Here is an 18775-nt window from a genome sequence, read left to right on the forward strand (position 1 = left end):
CCTTCCTGACCCCATCGCCAGCCCCCTCCACATAGATCCACGCAATCGGCCCAGACGACCGCAAAAAAGGAATAAGAAGTAGAATCCACTACCCCTACCCCAGACAGAAATGATTCAAAACCTGGAATGCCGTGATCGAAATCGGCTCCCTGCATCGATTCGAAATAGGGCCAAAAGTCAACAAAGAGCTGATCGGCAACCTCAGGAAAATGCCCGAAAAATACCCGGTCGGTGTCAACGACGGACCTCGCGCCCGTCACATCACGACCGCCCTGGCCCAGCATTTTTCTACACACGATGCAGCACAGGAATCCTCGGCCGCCTTTGCGGAAACAGCCAAGGCTCAGGGGCGAACAGGAATCGCCCCCGCTGCACCGCGCGGTGACCTCCCCATCCCCACCCACACGGTCGCCACGACACCGGCCGGGTAGGGCACAAGAACGGTCACGCCGTCAGCGCCGGGTCATCCTTCCCGAGCGCGCGACGAGGCTCCGGCCGCCATCCGCGACGCAGCCCATGCCAGTGCGATCGCTGGGCACACGACCTCGTGCCCAGCCAACCCCTCCCCCGATGCCATCGGCGGAACAGTACTGGGCAGAACCGACCAGCGACACCAGAAATCCAGAGCCCTGCAGTGTGACGTTAGTCTCACTGCCCCAGACCACCCCGGTGTCTGCGATGCGATCTGCCACGGGGGGACGTGACCTCCCCGCGATCCGACCCGGCCGTTGACATGCTCACTCTCGACGGAAAGCATCGACCCGCTCGCCGGTGTCCCCACCGAACCACGGCTCCTCGGATCACTCGACCACCGCTAGGATCAGCCCAGCACCCGGCGAGGAATCCGGTGAGAATCCGGAACGGTCCCGCCACTGTGAGGCCCCTCAGGGGGTCGAGTCAGGGCATCGCCGGGCGCCGGGCCGTACGCCCCCGTGCGCCCGTCCCACGACCGCGGGCGAGGCACCCGCACGGAGGCCCCTTTGCGCACCTATCCGTTCTCGGCCGTCGTCGGCTCCGACGACATGCGCCTGGCACTCGTCCTCACCACCATCTCCCCGGCGATCGGCGGCGTCCTGGTCCGCGGGGAGAAGGGCACGGCCAAGTCCACCACGGTCCGCGCGCTGGCCGAGCTGCTCCCCGCCCAGCAGGTGATCAGTGACTGCCGGTTCGGCTGTGATCCCCTCGCCCCGGATCCACGCTGCCCCGACGGACCGCACGGCGCCGACCCGATGGCCACCACCCGTCCGGCGCGGCTGGTGGAGCTGCCGGTCGGTGCCACCGAGGACCGGGTGATCGGGTCCCTCGACCTCGAGCAGGCCCTGGGCACCGGGCGTGTCCGCTACGAACCGGGCCTGCTCGCCGACGCCAACCGCGGCCTGCTGTACGTCGACGAGGTCAACCTGTTGCACGACCATCTCGTCGACCTGCTCCTGGACGCGGCGGCGATGGGCCGCAACACCGTCGAACGCGACGGTGTCTCCATCTCCCACGCCGCCCGGATCGTCCTCGTCGGCACGATGAACCCGGAGGAGGGCGAGCTCCGCCCGCAGCTGCTCGACCGGTTCGGCCTCACCGTCGAGGTCGCCGCCCCCCGTGACCCCGCCCTGCGCGCCGAGGTGGTCCGCCGCCGGCTGGCGTACGACCAGGACCCCGACGCCTTCGCCGCGACGTACGACACCGAGCAGCAGGCGACCCGGGCCCGGCTCGCCGCTGCCCGGGAGCGGCTCGACCGCGTCCTGCTCGGTGACCGGGCGCTGCTGAAGATCGCCGAGATCTGCGCGGCCTTCGAGGTCGACGGGATGCGTGCCGACATCGTCACCGCCCGCGCCGCGGCCGCCCACGCCGCCTGGAACGGCCGCGACCGGGTCACCAAGGACGACCTGCGCGCCGCCGCCCGGCTCGCGCTCCCGCACCGCCGACGCCGCAACCCGTTCGACGCGCCGGGCCTCGACGAGGACCTGCTCGACCGCCTGCTGGCCGATCTGGACGACGACCCGGACGACCCCGACACCCCGCCAGGCCCGGACCCCGACACCCCGCCGGACCCGACCGATCCCGGCTCCACCGAGCCTGATCCCGGGCCCACCGGCCGCGACGACCCCGCGGGACCGGGCCACCCCGACGGTCCGGCCACCCGGCCGCCCCGGGACGCCGCAGACCCGGCCGAGGACCGCCCGACCGAGGACCGCCCGGACGGCCCGGACACCGATGGCACCGCGCCGCGCCCGGTCCTCGCCGGGGCCGGGCAGCCCTACCGCACCCGGCGGCTGGAGGCGCGCGGGGTCGGCGCCGGCGACGCGGGCCGACGGTCCCGGGCGATCACCAGCCAGGGACGTACGGTCGGGGCCGGCCTCGAGGGCCGCACCCTGCACCTGCCGGCGACCATCCGGGCCGCCGCACCGCACCAGGCCCTCCGGGGCCGCTCCACCGGGACGCTGCGGCTGACCGCCGCCGACCTGCGCCGCACCGTCACCGAGGGCCGGGAGTCCAACCTCGTCCTGCTGGTGGTCGACGCCTCCGGTTCGATGGCCGCGCGGCGCCGGATGGAGGCGGTCAAGACGGCCGTCCTCAGCCTGCTCCTCGACGCCTACCAGCGCCGCGACAAGGTCGGTCTGGTCACCTTCCGGGGCACGGCGGCGACGCTGGCCCTGCCACCGACCTCCTCGGTCGAGGCGGCCGCCCGACGCCTCGACGAGCTGCCCGCCGGGGGACGTACGCCACTGGCCGAGGGGTTGGCGATGGCCGCCGACGTGCTGCGCCGGGAGCGGATCCGCGATCCACGGCGGCGCCCGCTGCTGGTCGTCGTCACCGACGGGCGGGCCACCGCCGGGCCCGACGCGCTCCCCCGCGCCCGCCGGGTGTCCGCGCACCTGGCCGCGTACGACACCGTGGTGATCGACTGCGAGACCGGCCGCTTCCGGATGGGCCTGGCCGGCGCGCTGGCCGCCACGATGGGCGCCGACCTCGTCGACCTGGGCGAGGTCGGCCGCGACGCGGTGTCAGTGGCCGGTCGTACCATCGTGGACACCGTGAAGGACCGTCTCAGCCCCCTCGACCAACGACGAAAGGCCGCCTGACATGCAGGGCAAGCCACTGAACGTGCCCGCCGACGGACTGACGACCCGGCAGCGCCGCAACCGGCCGCTGGTGATCGTGCACACCGGCGCCGGCAAGGGCAAGTCGACCGCGGCCTTCGGCCTGGCCCTGCGCGGCTGGAACCAGGGCTGGGACATCGGCGTCTTCCAGTTCGTGAAGTCCGCCAAGTGGCGGATCGGCGAGCAGACCGCCCTCGAGACGCTCCGGGACGTGCACGCCGACACCGGCCGGGGCGGGCCGATCGAGTGGCACAAGATGGGCTCGGGCTGGTCGTGGTCGCGCAAGGAAGGATCCGACCAGGACCACGCGCTGGCCGCCCAGGAGGGCTGGGCGGAGATCAGGCGCCGGCTGGCCGAGGAACGCCACACGCTCTACGTGCTGGACGAGTTCACCTACCCGATGACCTGGGGCTGGATCGACCCGGTCGAGGTCGCCGAGACCCTGCGGGACCGCCCCGGCACCCAGCATGTGGTGATCACCGGGCGGAACTGTGCCCCCGAGGTGCTCGAGGTGGCCGACCTGGTCACCGAGATGACCAAGGTCAAGCACCCGTTCGACCAGGGCCAGAAGGGCCAGAAGGGCATCGAGTGGTGAACGAGCAGCGGATGGTGACCGACGAGATCCCCGCCGTCCCGTTGGCCCGCGTCGTCATCGGCGCACCCGCCTCCGGGCAGGGCAAGACGACGGTCGCGACCGGGCTGATGGCCGCGTTGTCGCGCGAGCCGTACGGGCTCGACGTGGCCGGCTTCAAGGTCGGCCCGGACTACATCGACCCCGGCTACCATGCGCTGGCCACCGGCCGCCCGGGCCGCAACCTTGACCCCTGGCTGCAGGGCGAGGAGCGGATCGTCCCGCTGCTGCTGCACGGCGCCCAGCACCCGACGCCGGCCCGGATCGCGATCATCGAGGGCGCGATGGGCCTGTTCGACGGCAAGGCGGAGACCGAGGGCTTCGCCTCGACCGCGCACGTCGTCGAGCTGACCTCCTCCCCGGTCATCCTCACCGTCGACATCTCGCACGCCTCCCGTACGATCGCGGCCACCGTCGCGGGCGTCGCGGCGTTCGAGGAGGGGGTGAAGGTCGAGGGCATCATCCTCAACAAGGCCGGCTCCCCCCGCCACGCCGAGGAGGTCCGGCGGGCCCTGCGCCGGCTCGGCATCCCGGTGCTCGGCGTGCTGCCGCGCGACGAGGCGATCCACGTGCCGTCCCGCCACCTCGGGCTGGTGCCGGCCGCCGAGCGCGACGAAGCGCTGGAGGCGCTCGACGCGCTGGCCCGGCGGATCACCGACACCGTCGACCTGGCCCGGGTGGTGAAGATCGCGATGACCGCCCCCCGGCTGTCCGTCCGCCCGTGGGACCCGGCCGCCGAGGTGCACCCGCCCCGGTCCCCGGCCGATCAGCCGGACCGGGTCGCGGATGACCGGGCGCCGACCCGACCGCGGATCGCGGTCGCCGGTGGGCGCGCGTTCACCTTCCGGTACGCCGAGACGACGGAGCTGCTCGAGGCGGCCGGCTGCGAGCCGGTCGAGTTCGACCCGCTCGAGGACGCCACGCTGCCGCCGGACACCGCCGGCCTCTACCTCGGCGGCGGCTTCCCCGAGGTGCACGCCGAAGGCCTGTCGGGCAACGCGACGATGATCGCCTCGATCCGCGCGGCGATCGCCGACGGCACCCCGACCGTCGGCGAGTGCGCCGGCCTGCTCTACCTGTGCCGTGAGGTCGACGGGCACCCGATGGTCGGCGCGGTCGACGCGACGGCCGCGATGGGGCCGAAGCTGGTCCTCGGCTACCGCGACGCCGACGGCACCCACGGCCACGAGTTCCACCGCACTACCACGACACCGGCCGACCCGGCGATGCCGCCGAACGTGCACGCCTCCTACCTGCACGTGCACTGGGCCGGCGCCCCGCAGCTGGCCCAGGAGTTCTGCGACGCCGCGCACGCGTACGCCGCCGCGCGCCCCGACCTCGATCACCACGGCGACGCCGAGGTGGCCGAGGGTCTGGTCGACCTGGCGGTCAACGTACGTCTCCCCGGCCCGCCGGACTGGATGCTGGCGGCGATCACCGCGACCCTGCCCGGCCTCGGCGCCTACCCGGACCCGACCGCGGCCCGCGCCGCGATCGCGGCGTTCCACGGTGTCGCGCCGGAGATGGTGCTGCCCACCGCGGGCGGGGCGGAGGCGTTCACGCTGATCGCCCGGGCCGTCCCCGGCGACCGGCCGGTGGTGGTGCATCCTCAGTTCACCGAGCCGGAGGCGGCGCTGCTCGCCGCGGGACGTACGCCCCGGCGCCACGTCCTGGCCCCGCCGTTCACCCTGGACGTCGATGCGCTGCCGGACACCGACCTGCTGCTGGTCGGCAACCCGACCAACCCCACCAGCGTCCTGCACGACGGCGAGGCGCTGCGCGAGCTGGCCCGGCCGGGACGCATCGTGGTGATCGACGAGGCGTTCATGGACGCCGTGCCCGGGGAGCACGAGACCCAGATCGACGCCGCGATGGACGACCTGCTGGTGGTCCGCTCGCTCACCAAGACCTGGGGACTGGCCGGGCTGCGGGCCGGCTACGTCGTCGGCGACCCGCGGCTGATCGCCCGGCTGGCGGCCCAGCAGCCGCCGTGGTCGGTGTCCAGCCCCGCGCTGGCCGCGATGGTCGCCGCCACCGCCGACCGGGCGACGGTCGAGTCCCAGCTGGCCGTCATCCGCACCGGCCGCAACCGCGACCACCTGGTCGGGGCGCTGGCCGGTCTGGGCTGGGACGTGGTCACCCCGGCCGCCGGCCCGTTCGTCCTGGCCGACACCCATGACCCGTCCACCCGGGCCCGGTTGCGGGACAGGGGGTTCGCGCTGCGGCGCGGTGACACCTTCCCCGGTCTGGGGCCCACCTGGGTCCGCGTCGCCGTCCGCGAGCCCGACGTCACCGATGCCCTCGTGGAGGCCGCCCGTGTTTGAGATCGACGTCGCCGGCCGGCAGGTCCTGATCACCGGGCTGGACGCCACCATGCCGGCCCACCTCGCCGCCCTCGTCCGTGACGGGGCGCACGTCACCGTCTCCGTCGAGGACCTGCCCACCGCGGTCAAGGACCTCGTCCAGCGCGGTCTGGTCACCCATGATCCCGACCCCCAGGGGTCGTACGACCTGGTCATCGCCCCGCGCCCGGCGGTGCCACGGGCCGACCCGGCCGAGCCGACCGGCGCCGGGCCCGGGCGGGGCCGGGTCACCCTGGTGGGTGGCGGGCCGGGCGATCCCGGGCTGATCACCGTCGCCGGGCTGCGGGCGCTGCGCGAGGCCGATGTCGTGGTCACCGACCGGCTCGCCCCGCAGGAGTGCCTGGCCGAGATCCCCGCCCATGCCGAGGTGATCGACGTGGCGAAGATCCCGCGCGGCGAACAGACCTCCCAGGAGACCATCAACCAGGTCCTCGTCGACCAGGCCCGGCGCGGCCGCCACGTCGTCCGGTTCAAGGGCGGCGACCCCTACGTCTTCGGCCGCGGCGGGGAAGAGGTGATCGCCCTGACCCAGGCCGGCATCCCGGTCAGCGTGGTGCCCGGCGTGACGTCCTCGATCGCCGCCCCCGAGCTGGCCGGCGTCCCGGTCACCCACCGCGGGCTCGCCCAGGGCTTCACCGTCGTCTCCGGGCACGTCGCGCCCGGCGACCCCCGGTCCACCGTCGACTGGGCGGCGCTGGCCCGCACCGGCACCACCCTGGTGGTCCTGATGGGCGTGCACACCCTGCGGCGGATCTGCACCCGGCTGCTCGCCGACGGGATGGCCCCGACCACCCCCGCCGCAACCATCGCCGACGCCGGGCTGGCCAGCCAGCGCGTCGTCCGCGCCACCCTCGACGAACTGCCCGACGCGGTCGACGCGGCCGGCATCGGCTCGCCGGCGGTCACCGTCATCGGTGCGGTGGCCGGGGGCGACCTGCCCGGGACCGGCGATCTGGCCGCGCGAGGCCTGGTCCGATGACCGTCCTGATCCTCGGCGGCACCCGCGAGGCCCGTACGCTCGCCATCCTGCTGGTCGGGCAGGGCGTCCGGGTGATCTCCTCCCTCGCCGGCCGGGTGACGACCCCCGCGCTGCCGGCCGGCGAGGTCCGGATCGGCGGCTTCGGCGGAGTCGAGGGGCTGGTGGCATACGAACGCGAACACGCGATCACCGCGGTGGTCGACGCGACCCACCCGTTCGCCTCCCGGATCAGCGCCAACGCCGCGGCCGCGCACCACGAGACCGGCATCCCGCTGCTGCGGCTGCAGCGTCCGGGCTGGGAGACCCGCCCGGACGCGGACGGCTGGCACTGGGTGGACACCACCGCTGAGGCGGTTGCGGTGGCCGGACGGCTCGGGACGCGGGTCTTCGTCACCACCGGCCGCAAGTCCCTGCGCGCGTACGCCGCCTGGACCGACCGCTACGTGCTGGTCCGCCTGGTCGACCAGGCCGACTGGTGGGTGCCGACCAACTGGGAGGTGCTGGTCGAGCGCGGACCGTACGATCCGGAGTCCGAGACCGCGCTGATGCGTGACCGGCGGATCGACGTGCTCACCACGAAGAACTCCGGCGGCAGCCTCACCGAGGCCAAGCTGCAGGCCGCGGCGGACCTGGGCGTCCCCGTGGTGATCGTCCGGCGGCCGGCCGCGCCCGAGGGGATCGAGCAGGTCGGGACCCCCGAGGAGGCCGCCGCCTGGGTGCTCACGCGCGACTGAGCCGGACGAGCACGCCTCGAGCTCAGCGCAACTTCCAGCTGCGCGGGATGTTGCGGATGTTCGACCGCGCCATCGACACGACCTCGCCGGCACCGCCGTTGAGCACCGTCTTGCTCATCGCGGTGGCGAAGCCGATCAGCTGCTCGCCGGTGACGGCCGGCGGCAGCGACAGCGCGTCGGGATCGGTGATCACCTCGACCAGCGACGGCCCCCGGTGCGCCAGCGCCGCAGTGAGGGCGGGCTCGACCTGCCCGGGCTGGGTGACGACGTCGGTGTGGAACCCGATCGCCTTCGCCACCTCGGCGTAGCTCACCGGCGGCACGTCGGTGCCGTGCCCCGGCAGCCCGCTGACCAGCATCTCGAGCTTCACCACGCCGAGGGTGGAGTTGTTGAACACCACCACGGTGATCGGCAGCTGGTACATCTGCGCCGTGACCAGCTCGCCCAGCAACATCCCCAGGCCGCCGTCGCCGGAGACGGAGATCACCTGCCGGTCCGGGTAGGCGAACTGTGCGCCGATGGCCTGCGGCAGGGCGTTGGCCATCGACCCGTGCAGGAAGGAGCCGATCAGCCGGCGGCGCCCGTTCGGGTTGAGGTAGCGGGCGGTCCAGACGTTGCACATGCCGGTGTCGGCGGTGAAGACGGCGTCCTCGGAGGCGACCCGGTCCAGCACGTTCGCGACGAACTCCGGGTGGATCGGACGCTTGCGCAGCGGCTTGTGGGCGTACGCGCCGACCGTCGAGGTCATCAGCTTCTCGTGCTTCTTCAGCATCTCCTTGAGGAAGCCGCGCCGTGAGGTGCGCCTCACCAGCGGCAGCAGGGCGCGCAGGGTCGGCAGCATGTCGCCCTGCACCGCGAGGTCGACGCCGGTGCGCCGGCCCATCGTGGCGGCGTCCCGGTCGATCTGCGCCGTACGGGTGTCCGGCAGGAACTGGTCGTACGGGAAGTCGGTGCCGAGCAACAGGAGCAGGTCGGCCCCCTCCATCCCGGCGGCGGCCGCGCCGTAGCCGAGCAGGCCGGTCATCCCGACGTCGAACGGATTGTCGTACTGGATGAAGTCCTTGCCGCGCAGCGAGTGGCCGATCGGGGCGCCGATCTTCTCGGCCAGCTCGATCACCTCGTCATGGCTGCCCTGCACCCCTGCACCGGCGAAGATCGCGACCCGCTCGGCGGCGTTGATCATGTCGGCCAGCTCGCGCAGCGCCTCCGGGTCGGGGGTGAGGACGGCGGGCCGTACGCCGTGCCAGGCCGGGGTCGGCTCGGTCGCCTCCCTGTCGGCGACGTCGCCGGGGATGGTCAGCACCGCGACGCCATGGTCGGCGAGGGCGTGGTGCATGGCGGAGTCGACCAGACGCGGGAAGACGGTCGGGTCGGTGACCATCTCGTTGAACACCGAGCACTCGGTGAACAGCCGGTCCGGGTGGGTCTCCTGGAAGTAGCCGGTGCCGATCTGCTGGCTGGGGATGTGCGAGGCGATCGCGAGCACCGGGGCCCCGGAGCGGTTGGCGTCGTACAGGCCGTTGATCAGGTGCAGGTTGCCCGGGCCGCAGGAACCGGCGCAGACCGCCAGCTCACCGGTGAGCTGGGCGTCCGCGGCGGCGGCGAAGGCGGCCGCCTCCTCGTGTCGTACGTGGATCCAGTCGATCCCACCGTTGGCCGCGCCGCCGGAACGGCGGACGGCGTCGACGATCGGATTGAGCGAGTCGCCGACGATCCCGTAGATGCGACGGACACCGGCCTGTTGGAGCTGAGCGACGAGTTGTTCGGCGAGCTTCACCGTGCATGCACCTCCTGAGGTCCTTGTGGGACCTCCAGAAAGAAGTTGAACACTTCACGAATGGTTGATGCCTCCACAGTAAGTCGCCCACGCCGCCGGGACCACCGGGCCGGCTCCAGGGGACCACCGGGGCCGGCTCCAGGGGAGCGGGCCACGTCCACCGGGGAGACAGGGCACACCGGCACCGGGCCGGGGCCCACACCCCCTCCCCGGTGACCTCGGGCGAGGCTGGAATACTGCGGAGCGAACGAATCCGGCAGCACCCGCAGCAGCCCCGAGGAGGGCCACGATGCACGACACCCCCGTCCACAGCTGGCTCACCGACATGGACGGCGTCCTCGTCCATGAGAACCAGCCGATCCCGGGAGCTGCCGACTTCCTCGAGGCGCTGAAGCGGACCGAGCGTCGCTTCCTGGTGCTCACCAACAACTCGATCTTCACCCCGCGCGACCTGCGGGCACGCCTGGCCCGCAGCGGCATCGACCTGCCGGAGGAGAACATCTGGACCTCGGCGCTGTCGACGGCGGCCTTCCTGGCGGACCAGTCCCCGGGGGCCACGGTCTACGTGCTGGGCGAGGCGGGTCTGACCACCGCGCTGCATGAGTCGGGGATGATCCTGTCCGACACGGAGGCCGAGTACGTGGTCCTCGGCGAGACCCGGGCCTGGTCGCTGCCGGCGATCACCCGGGCGATCAACCTGATCCTGGGCGGGGCCAAGTTCATCGCCACCAACCCGGACCCGACCGGTCCCTCGCCCGAGGGCATCCTGCCGGCCACCGGCGCGGTCGCGGCGCTGATCACCAAGGCCACCGGCATCGAGCCGTACTACTGCGGCAAGCCCAACCCGTACATGATGCGCTCGGGCCTGAACCGGATCGGCGCCCACTCGGAGAACACCGTGATGATCGGTGACCGGATGGACACCGACGTGATCTCCGGCCTCGAGGGCGGGATGCGGACCATCCTCGTCCTCTCCGGCATCACCCAACGCGAGGACATCAAGCGCTTCCCGTTCCGGCCGAGCCGGGTGCTGGACTCGATCGCCGACGTCGTGCCGCTGGTGGAGCAGTTCTCCTGAGATACGACCGGGATGTCCCGGCTGACCCGACCGGGCGGCCCCGACCGAGCTGCCCCGGCGGACCCCTGCGAGGCCCCGGCTGACCCGACCAGGCGGCCCCGGCCGACCCGACCAGGCGGCCCCGGCGGACCCCTGCGAGGCCCCGGCCGACCCGACCAGGCGGCCCCGGCCGACCCGACCAGGCGGCCCCGGCCGACCCGACCGGGCGGCCCCGGCGGACCCCTGCGAGGCCCCGGCCGAACAGCGGTGCCCCGTCATGCTCCCCGGCCGATCCCGCTCGGCCGATCCTTGCTGGTGTCGCTGACTGGACCGCCCCAGCCCCGGCCGAGCCGTTCTGCTGTGCCGCCGCCATTTCTGCTCCCCGCCGCATCCCCATTTCGATGCGGCGTGCCGGCTGGGCGCGGCTGAATGGAACTGCGGCGGCTGGCTGCACGGAAGGGCAGCGGCACAGAACGACGCCCACGCACAGCGGCACCCGCGCAGAACGGCGACCACACAGCGGCGCAGAACGGCGACCACACAGAACGGCGGGCAGCTGCTCACACCTTCTCGGCGAGGACCACGTGCTCCAGCGCCGACGCAGTCAGGTCCCTGCCAGCCGGGATGTACCGATCCGCGAGGCGGCTGTAGTCGAGGTCCTCGACGAGGCGGTAGCCCCAGCGGGCCAGCTCGCCGGGGAGACCCTCCGGGCGCATCCCGTGCCGGAAGACATGCGGGCGGACGAACCGGTCGTACCCGGCCTTCCAGCCGAACAGGTCCTTCCCGTCGAGGAAGTCCTGGTGGACGTACGTGAAGGCCACAATGCTGCCCGGGGCGGCGCCCGACAGGAACCGGAAGGTGGACTCGAGCGCGGGCTCGGTGAGGTACTGGGTGACGGCCTCCCAGATGAAGAAGGTCCGTCGCCCCGCGTCGTACCCGCGCCGAGCCAGCACGTCCGCCACCGACTCCCGGTCGAAGTCGATCGCCACCAGGTCGATGTTCGCCGGGATCCGTCCCAGGGCACGGGTGAAGGACCGGCGCTTCCGCTCGATGTTCCCGGCCTGGTCGAGTTCCCAGACCAGGACCGACCGCAGCGCGGGCAGCCGGTACAGCCGAGTGTCGAGCCCGGCCCCGAGGTTGACGACCTGCTCGACACTGCCGACGGACCCCAGCAGTTGCTCGTCGAACCAGCGCTTGCGGCACAGCAGGCCGCCCCACATGCCCCGGTCCGAGCTCCGCTCAGCGAGCCGCACCAACGACCCGATGACGGGTTTCGAGAGCCGTACGAGCACCCGGGCCCCCGCCGGGAGCACCCGGATGGCCAGGTCGTCCACGAGGATGCGCCGGTCCGGCGGGAAGTTCTGCTCCAACGCGGACAACACGGTCGGCTCGGCGCCGGTCTTCGCCGCCTGCTCGGTCATGACACCACCTCCGGCCCGGTGACGGGACGCACAAAAAAGAACGGGTGAACCTACACAATGTAGGTTCACCCGTCCGGGATGTCTTGCAACATCACATGGTGCGCGAGAGAGGATTTGAACCTCCACGTCCCAAGGGACACTGGCACCTGAAGCCAGCGCGTCTGCCGTTCCGCCACTCGCGCAAGAGTGATCCGCACAGGTTTCCCTGCCCGTAGCAACCGGAAAAAGATAGCACACCGATGGCGAACACAGTCAAATCGGGCCCGGGGTCGCCCCTCCTTTACATCGAACCCGGGACCACCCCTCCTCATCGGATCCGGGGCCACCCCTCCTCATCGGATCCGGGGCCACCCCTCCTCATCGGACTCGGGACCGCCTCTCCTCGCGTACGTCAGCGGACCCTCCTCGCGTACGCCGCCCTTCGCCACACCGGCCGACGGACCTCCGGCAGTCAACGTCACGAACGTCGACAGATGCGAGGAACGTCCGCCGGGACGACAGCACCAAGCAGCGCCGCCCGCCGCCTCAACACATCAGCGGCCTCAACACACCAGCGGCCTCAACGCGCTCAGCAGCCTCACCTCACCCCAAGCAACCTCGCCTCGCCACCGCAGCACAAGGGCGCAGCATCCCGCGCTGGAGGAAGTTACGCCTCACCTCACCCCGGCGGCCTCGCTTCACCGCCGACCCAGCGACCCCCTCGCCGCCGCCCCAGCCCCTTCCCAGCGCCCCTCACCGCCGCCCCAGCCCCTTCCCGACGCCCCCTCGCCGCCGCCCCAGCCCCTTCCCGACGCCACCGCGACTCCGCCCCGGTCGCGCCCCGGGCAGGGGTCCGAACACCGTTTGTGAGGCCGCGCCGACACGCCGCCGAGGCCCACCGCAGACCCGCCAGCACAGCAGTGCACGCCTCGACGCCTAAGATCGGAGGTGCGATACCCATGTGCAGTCGGCCGGAAGGAACTGAAGGTGGGAGTCTTCGACCGCTTCGAGAGGAAGCTGGAGGGCGCCGTCAGCGGCGCCTTCGCCCGCGCGTTCAAGGGCGACGTGCAGCCGGTGGAGATCGCCGCCCGCCTGCAGCGTGAGCTCGATGCCGAGGCCAAGGTCGTCTCCCGCGACCGCCGACTGGTCCCCAACGAGTTCACCGTGTGTCTCTCCCAGCACGACTACGAACGCCTCACCCCCTACGGCAAGACGCTGAGCCGCGAGATCGTCCCCGAGCTCAAACAGCACGCGTCCAGCCAGGGCTACATCTTCAACGGCCCGATCTCCATCACCTATGAGCTCGACACCTCGCTGCCCACCGGCAGGTTCACCGTCCTCTCCCAGGCGGTCGCCGGCGTGGACGCGGGAGCCGGCGCCGGACCGGCCGGCGGCCAGCCCTCCCCCACCCCGCTGCACCGCACCCGGCTGGTCCTCGAGGTGAACGGCATGCGACACCCACTGACCCCGCCGGGCTTCATCATCGGCCGCGGCACCAGCGCCGACCTGCGGATCAACGACCCGGGCATCTCCCGCCAGCACGCCGAGATCAAGGTGTCGGGCACCGGCGACGACCAGCAGGTGACGATCGTCGACCTCGGCTCGACCAACGGCATCATCGTCAACGGACAACGGGTCACCCAGGCCATCCTCGCCGAGGGCTCACGCATCGAGATCGGGTCGACCCGGATGCTCATCCATTCCCCCGGCACGGACCAGTGATGTCGGACATCCTCCTCGCCGGCCTCAAGATCGGCTACCTCGCGCTGCTGTGGATCTTCGTCCTGCTCGCGGCCAACGTCATCCGCACCGACCTGTTCGGCCGCCGGATGCCCGCCTCCGAGCTCCCCAGCGCCGCCGAGCCGGACGGTCAGGCCTGGCTCGGCGCTCCCCGCAGCGCCACCCCGGTCGCCCCGGTGCCGGTCGCGTCGGCCGCACCGCCGGCCCCCTTCCGGGCCCCGACCCGGCTGGTGGTCACCAACGGCCCGCACCTCGGCATGGCAGCGGAGGTCGACCAGGCGGGGACGTACGCCCTGATCGGCCGGTCGCCGGACTGCGCCATCGTGCTCGACGACGACTACGTCTCGACCCGCCACGCCCGGGTCGTCAACGGTGACTCCGGCCTCTACCTGGAGGACCTCGGTTCGACCAACGGCACATTCGTGAACGGGCGCCGGATCACCGGTGCCACGATCATCGGGCCGGCCGACGAGATCAGGATCGGACGGACGATCCTGAAACTGGAGCCGTGAGTATGCCGCTGTCCCTCCGATACACGGCACACTCCGAGATCGGGCTGGTCCGCAAGAACAACCAGGACTCCGGCTACGCCTCCGCGCACCTGCTGATGGTCGCCGACGGCATGGGGGGTGCCGCTGCCGGCGACCTCGCCTCCGCCGTCGCCGTGACCCGGTTGCGCGCCCTCGACCAGGAGTTGTCCGGCGCCGCCGACGCCCCGGTCGGGGAGGACCTGCTGAGCCGGGTCACCCAACGGGTCCACGACGCCAACGAGCTGATCGCCGATCTCGCCGCCGACAACCCGGCATTGGACGGGATGGGCACGACCGTCACCGCCGCCGCCTTCGACGGCCACGACCTGGCGGTGGTCCACATCGGCGACTCCCGGATGTACCGGCTGCGCCGGGGCAGCTTCGTCCGGGTCACCCACGACCACTCCTGGGTGCAGTCACTGGTCGACGAGGGCCGGCTCACCCCCGAGCAGGCCGCCACCCATCCGCACCGCTCGCTGCTGCTGCGGGTGCTCAACGGCGCCCCGAACAACGACCCGGACGTCGGTCTGGTCGACGCCGCCGCCGGTGACCGGCTGCTGCTGTGCTCCGACGGGCTGTGCGGCCTGGTGGACGACACGGACCTGGCCCGGATGGTCGCCGTCCCGGACCGGGCCGACGCGCTCGCCCAGCTGATCGCCGCGGCCCACGCCGCCGGCGGGTCGGACAACATCACCATCATCCTCGCCGACGTGGTGGCCGTGCCGAACGGCCACATCCCGCCCATCGGCGAAACCGTGCCGGACAACCACGCCCTGTCGGCCGGCGCCACTCCGCCCACCGGAGCCGTGCCGACCGGCGGGGCCCTGTCGGCCGAGGACGCCGTGCCGCTGACCGTCGGGGCCGCCGCGACCCGCGACATCCCGCCGGTCTCGGAGCGTACGCAGGAGATCCCGCTCGACCCGGCCCAGTTCGTCGCCCCGCTGCTGGTCGATGCCGAGGGCCGCCCGATCCCCGAGGACGTCGCGAGCCAGGCCCAGGCGCTCGAGATGATGCCGGCCCGCCATGACATCGAGCCGCGTCCGGTGGTGGTCGCCGCCCGGGCCGCCACCCGGACCGCCGCCCCCCGGCGGATGACACCGGAGGACGCGCGCTACGCGCCCCGGGAGGACCCGCCGGTGCGTCGCCGGGCGCTGGTCACGCTGATCTCCGTCCTGGTCGCCGTGCTGCTCGTCGCCGGCGCGGCGGTCGGCACCTGGGCGGTCTGGCACAACAGCTACTTCGTCGGCGCCGACGGCGGCAAGGTCGCGATCTACCGTGGCTTCGACGCGACGATCGGCCCCTGGCAGCTCAGCCGGATGATCGAGACCGAGGACATCGCCATCGCCGACCTCTCGCCCCGCTACCAGCAGCAGGTGCACGACTCCATCACCGTCGCGTCACTGCCCGCCGCGCACGCCAGCACCGCAGAACTGGCCCAGAACGCCACGTACTGTCGGACGCTGCGGGCGCAGGCCGACGCGGCCGCCGCCGACGCGACCCGCCGGGCCGAGGAGGAGGCCAAGCAGAAGGCCGCCGAACTCGCCAAGCAGCACGCCGCGTCCCCGTCGGCCCCACCCCCGGCGGTGCCGACCCCCACCCCGGTCGTGCCCGACTACGGAGACTGCTGATGGCCGGCCCCGAAGAATCCGTCGTCGTCCACCGCAAGCGACGCAACGTCGAGCTGGCGATGATCCTGGTGGCCCAGTTCATCGGTCTGGCCGGCTACGCGCTCGTCCACCTCAACCTCGACGGCAAGCTGCCGCCGGAAATGCTGTCGGTGGCGATGGTGTGGGTCGGGCTGGGCCTCGGGCTGCACATCGCCGTCCGCTGGCGGGCCCCGTACGCCGACCCGCTGCTGCTGCCCTGCGCGCTGCTGCTCAACGGTGTCGGGCTGGCGATGATCCACCGGATCGACCTGATCCCGGAGCCGCCGCGCCACGACGTGCTCACCCAGCTGATCTGGACCGGGCTGGGGATGGCACTGGCCGTCCTGATCGTCGTCGTGCTGCGTGACCACCGTCCGCTGCAGGGCTATACGTACACCCTGTTCCTGCTCGGTCTGGTGCTGATGATGCTGCCGCTGGTGCCGGGGCTCGGCGTCGAGCTGAACGGTTCACGGGTGTGGATCCGGCTCTTCGGCTTCTCCTTCCAGCCGGCCGAGGCGGCGAAGTTCGTGATGACCATCGCGTTCGCGTCCTACCTCGTCGACCACCGTGACGCGCTCGCCGTGGCCGGCCCCCGGTTCCTCCGGATCACCTTCCCCCGGCCCCGTGACCTCGCCCCGCTGGGCGTGATGCTGGCCATCGCGATGACGGTCCTGGTCACCCAGAAGGACCTCGGCATGTCGATGCTGTTCTTCGGCCTGTTCGTGGTGATGCTGTACGTCGCCACCGAGCAGCCGTCCTGGCTGGTCGTCGGTGGCCTCTCCTTCGCCGTCGCCGCGGTCCTGGCGGCGTCGATCTTCCACCACGTCCAGGTCCGGATCAACGCCTGGCTGCACCCCTTCGACAACTACGACCAGAACCTGCAGATCATCAGCGCACAGTTCGGCTACGCCTGGGGCGGGCTGCTCGGCCGCGGCTGGGGTCTCGGCCGGCCCGGCCTCACCCCGCTGGCCAAGTCCGACTTCATCGCCGCCGCGATCGGTGAGGAGCTCGGCGTCACCGGGCTGATGGCGCTGATCATGGTCTACGCGGTGTTCGCCTTCCGCGGCTTCCGCACCGCCCTGGCCGCCCGCGACGACTTCTCCAAGCTGCTCGCCGTCGGCCTGTCGTTCGTCTTCTCGCTGCAGGTCTTCCTGATCATCGGCGGCGTCACCCGGCTCACCCCGATGACCGGCCTGACCACCCCGTTCATGAGCCACGGCGGCTCGTCGATGGTGGTCAACTGGATGATCGTCGGGCTGCTGCTGGTGATCTCCCACCAGGTCCGCCGACCGGTCGCGACCACCCCGGAGATGTCCCTGGCCGACGACAGCACCCAGCTGATCGCCGTGCCCCCCTCGGAGGCACGCCCGTGAACAAGCCGATCCGCCGCATCGCCGTGCTCGCCATGGTGCTCTTCGCCGCCCTGCTGCTGAACGTCTCGCAGATCGTCGTCTTCCAGCAGGACTCGCTCAACGCCAACCCGCAGAACCGCCGCGTCCGCGACGAGCAGTTCGGCAGCCACCGTGGGTCCATCGTGGCGGGCCGGACCACCCTGGCGGTGTCCGATCCGACCGGCCCGGGCAGCCAGTTCGCGTACGAGCGCACCTATCCGGAGGGTGACCTCTACGCGCCGGTCACCGGCTACTTCTCCTACGACCGCGGCACCACCGCGCTGGAGTCGGCCTACAACGCCGAGCTGGCCGGCACCGCCAACTCGATGTTCGTCCAGCGCCTGGTCGACACCGTCACCGGCCGGTCCCCGCAGGGCGCCACGATCGAGACGACCCTCGACCCCAAGGCCCAGCAGGCCGCTGCCAAGGCGCTGGGCCACCAGCAGGGCGCCGTCGTGGCGATGGACGCCGAGACCGGCGCGGTGCTGGCGATGGTCTCCAGCCCCTCGTACGACCCGACGTCGCTGTCCGGCACCGACATCAAGAGCGCCGGCGACGCGTACGGCGCGCTGCTCAAGGACCCCGACAGCCCGCTGACCAACCGGGCGGCCGGGGAGATCTACCCACCCGGCTCGACGTTCAAGCTGGTCACCGCCGCCGCTGCGCTGGAGAACGGCATGCAGCCCAGCACCCTGGTCGACACCCCGGCGAAGCTGACCCTGCCGGGCACCCGGACCCAGCTGCCGAACGAGACCCAGTGCGGCGACGGCCAGCAGACCCTCGACCGGGCGCTGCAGCTGTCCTGCAACACCGCCTTCGCGAACGTGGCGATCAAGCTCGGTGGCGACAGCCTGCGCCAGCAGGCGGACAGGTTCGGCTGGGGCTACCGGCTCACCGATGTGAACGGCGTCGCGGCCCGCTTCCCGTCGAAGCTGGACCCCGCGCAGACCGGGCTGAGCGGCATCGGCCAGTACGATGTGGCCTCCAACCCGCTGCACATGGCGATGGTCTCCGCAGGCATCGCCAATGACGGCAAGGTGATGACGCCGTACGTCGTGCAGACCGTCCGCGCCGCCGACCTGACCGCACTGAGCACCACCAAACCCAAGGAGCTGTCCCAGGCCATGAGCGCCCAGAACGCCCAGAAGCTGCAGGGGATGATGGTCAACGTCGTCAACAGCGGCACGGGGACCAACGCCCAGATCAACGGGGTCACCGTCGGTGGCAAGACCGGCACCGCCCAGACGACGACGGACAAGCCGCCGTACGCCTGGTTCACGTGTTTCGCCGAGAAGAACAACCGCAAGATCGCCGTCGCCGTTTTCGTCGAATCCGCCAACGTCCCGCGATCGGAGGTCGGTGGCAACGTGGTTGCCGCACCGATCGCCAAGAGCGTGATCCAGGCACTCCTGTGAGCCCGGAAGGTCAACTG

Annotated in this window: 14 protein-coding genes, 1 tRNA gene and 1 riboswitch; of the genes, 12 read left to right on the plus strand and 3 right to left on the minus strand. The window is 72.0% G+C overall.

Annotated elements, in window-relative coordinates:
- Positions 1–131: 131 nt before the first annotated feature.
- From VB059_RS09200 to VB059_RS09225, 6 genes are all read left to right on the plus strand, one after another.
- Positions 132–431: a hypothetical protein gene (locus VB059_RS09200; RefSeq protein ID WP_323421725.1), complete on the plus strand. Its 300-nt coding sequence runs from the start codon at positions 132–134 to the stop codon at positions 429–431.
- A gap of 397 nt (positions 432–828) precedes the next feature.
- Positions 829–916: riboswitch (adenosylcobalamin (AdoCbl) riboswitch) on the plus strand.
- Between the two features lie 64 nt (positions 917–980).
- Positions 981–3077, plus strand: a complete 2097-nt coding sequence (locus VB059_RS09205) for a putative cobaltochelatase (RefSeq protein ID WP_323421726.1) — start codon at positions 981–983, stop codon at positions 3075–3077.
- Position 3078: 1 nt separating this feature from the next.
- A complete protein-coding gene (gene cobO / locus VB059_RS09210) occupies positions 3079–3690 on the plus strand; it encodes a cob(I)yrinic acid a,c-diamide adenosyltransferase (RefSeq protein WP_323421727.1) in 612 nt (203 codons plus the stop codon).
- Positions 3691–3701: 11 nt separating this feature from the next.
- The gene (locus VB059_RS09215; RefSeq protein WP_323421755.1) at positions 3702–6050 is read left to right on the plus strand and encodes a cobyrinate a,c-diamide synthase; all 2349 of its coding nucleotides are present in this window, start codon (positions 3702–3704) and stop codon (positions 6048–6050) included.
- 211 nt (positions 6051–6261) lie between these two features.
- On the plus strand, positions 6262–7068 hold the full coding sequence (gene cobA, locus VB059_RS09220; RefSeq protein WP_323421756.1) for a uroporphyrinogen-III C-methyltransferase: 807 nt from the start codon (positions 6262–6264) through the stop codon (positions 7066–7068).
- Positions 7065–7802: a cobalt-precorrin-6A reductase gene (locus VB059_RS09225; RefSeq protein WP_323421728.1), complete on the plus strand. Its 738-nt coding sequence runs from the start codon at positions 7065–7067 to the stop codon at positions 7800–7802. Before cobA ends, VB059_RS09225 begins: the two co-directional genes overlap by 4 nt.
- A gap of 22 nt (positions 7803–7824) precedes the next feature.
- Here the strand turns inward: VB059_RS09225 and VB059_RS09230 are convergent, their stop codons facing one another.
- Positions 7825–9579: a pyruvate dehydrogenase gene (locus tag VB059_RS09230; RefSeq protein ID WP_323421729.1), complete on the minus strand. Its 1755-nt coding sequence runs from the start codon at positions 9577–9579 to the stop codon at positions 7825–7827.
- Between the two features lie 289 nt (positions 9580–9868).
- On the opposite strand from VB059_RS09230, the gene VB059_RS09235 reads away from it, so the two are divergent.
- Positions 9869–10657 carry an HAD-IIA family hydrolase gene (locus VB059_RS09235; protein ID WP_323421730.1) on the plus strand — a complete coding sequence of 263 codons (789 nt, stop codon included), beginning with the start codon at positions 9869–9871 and terminating at the stop codon, positions 10655–10657.
- Between the two features lie 539 nt (positions 10658–11196).
- Here the strand turns inward: VB059_RS09235 and VB059_RS09240 are convergent.
- Positions 11197–12057, minus strand: coding sequence for an SAM-dependent methyltransferase (locus tag VB059_RS09240; RefSeq protein ID WP_323421731.1), 861 nt, complete (start codon positions 12055–12057; stop codon positions 11197–11199).
- Between the two features lie 96 nt (positions 12058–12153).
- Positions 12154–12239 (minus strand) — tRNA-Leu (locus tag VB059_RS09245).
- A 784-nt stretch (positions 12240–13023) separates the two neighbouring features.
- On the opposite strand from VB059_RS09245, the gene VB059_RS09250 reads away from it, so the two are divergent.
- From VB059_RS09250 to VB059_RS09270, 5 genes are read left to right on the plus strand one after another with little or no spacing between them, the layout of a single operon-like run.
- Positions 13024–13758, plus strand: a complete 735-nt coding sequence (locus VB059_RS09250; RefSeq protein WP_323421732.1) for a DUF3662 and FHA domain-containing protein — start codon at positions 13024–13026, stop codon at positions 13756–13758.
- Positions 13758–14288, plus strand: a complete 531-nt coding sequence (locus VB059_RS09255; RefSeq protein ID WP_323421733.1) for an FHA domain-containing protein — start codon at positions 13758–13760, stop codon at positions 14286–14288. Before VB059_RS09250 ends, VB059_RS09255 begins: the two co-directional genes overlap by 1 nt.
- A 2-nt stretch (positions 14289–14290) precedes the next feature.
- Positions 14291–15934 carry a PP2C family protein-serine/threonine phosphatase gene (locus VB059_RS09260; RefSeq protein WP_323421757.1) on the plus strand — a complete coding sequence of 548 codons (1644 nt, stop codon included), beginning with the start codon at positions 14291–14293 and terminating at the stop codon, positions 15932–15934.
- Positions 15934–17325, plus strand: a complete 1392-nt coding sequence (locus VB059_RS09265; RefSeq protein WP_323421734.1) for an FtsW/RodA/SpoVE family cell cycle protein — start codon at positions 15934–15936, stop codon at positions 17323–17325. The genes VB059_RS09260 and VB059_RS09265 overlap by 1 nt, the downstream gene beginning before the upstream one ends.
- Positions 17322–18758, plus strand: a complete 1437-nt coding sequence (locus VB059_RS09270; protein ID WP_323421735.1) for a penicillin-binding protein 2 — start codon at positions 17322–17324, stop codon at positions 18756–18758. Before VB059_RS09265 ends, VB059_RS09270 begins: the two co-directional genes overlap by 4 nt.
- Positions 18759–18775: the final 17 nt, after the last annotated feature.

It is taken from the genome of Raineyella sp., from assembly GCF_034933565.1.
Classification (GTDB): Bacteria; Actinomycetota; Actinomycetes; order Propionibacteriales; family Propionibacteriaceae; genus Raineyella.

Coding starts and splice junctions, on each gene's coding strand:
- cobO (WP_323421727.1), top strand. CDS start 3,079: ATGCAGGGCAAGCCACTGAACGTGCCCGCCGACGGACTGACGACCCGG.
- VB059_RS09215 (WP_323421755.1), top strand. CDS start 3,702: ATGGTGACCGACGAGATCCCCGCCGTCCCGTTGGCCCGCGTCGTCATC.
- VB059_RS09225 (WP_323421728.1), top strand. CDS start 7,065: ATGACCGTCCTGATCCTCGGCGGCACCCGCGAGGCCCGTACGCTCGCC.
- VB059_RS09235 (WP_323421730.1), top strand. CDS start 9,869: ATGCACGACACCCCCGTCCACAGCTGGCTCACCGACATGGACGGCGTC.
- VB059_RS09240 (WP_323421731.1), bottom strand. CDS start 12,057: ATGACCGAGCAGGCGGCGAAGACCGGCGCCGAGCCGACCGTGTTGTCC.
- VB059_RS09255 (WP_323421733.1), top strand. CDS start 13,758: ATGTCGGACATCCTCCTCGCCGGCCTCAAGATCGGCTACCTCGCGCTG.
- VB059_RS09260 (WP_323421757.1), top strand. CDS start 14,291: ATGCCGCTGTCCCTCCGATACACGGCACACTCCGAGATCGGGCTGGTC.
- VB059_RS09265 (WP_323421734.1), top strand. CDS start 15,934: ATGGCCGGCCCCGAAGAATCCGTCGTCGTCCACCGCAAGCGACGCAAC.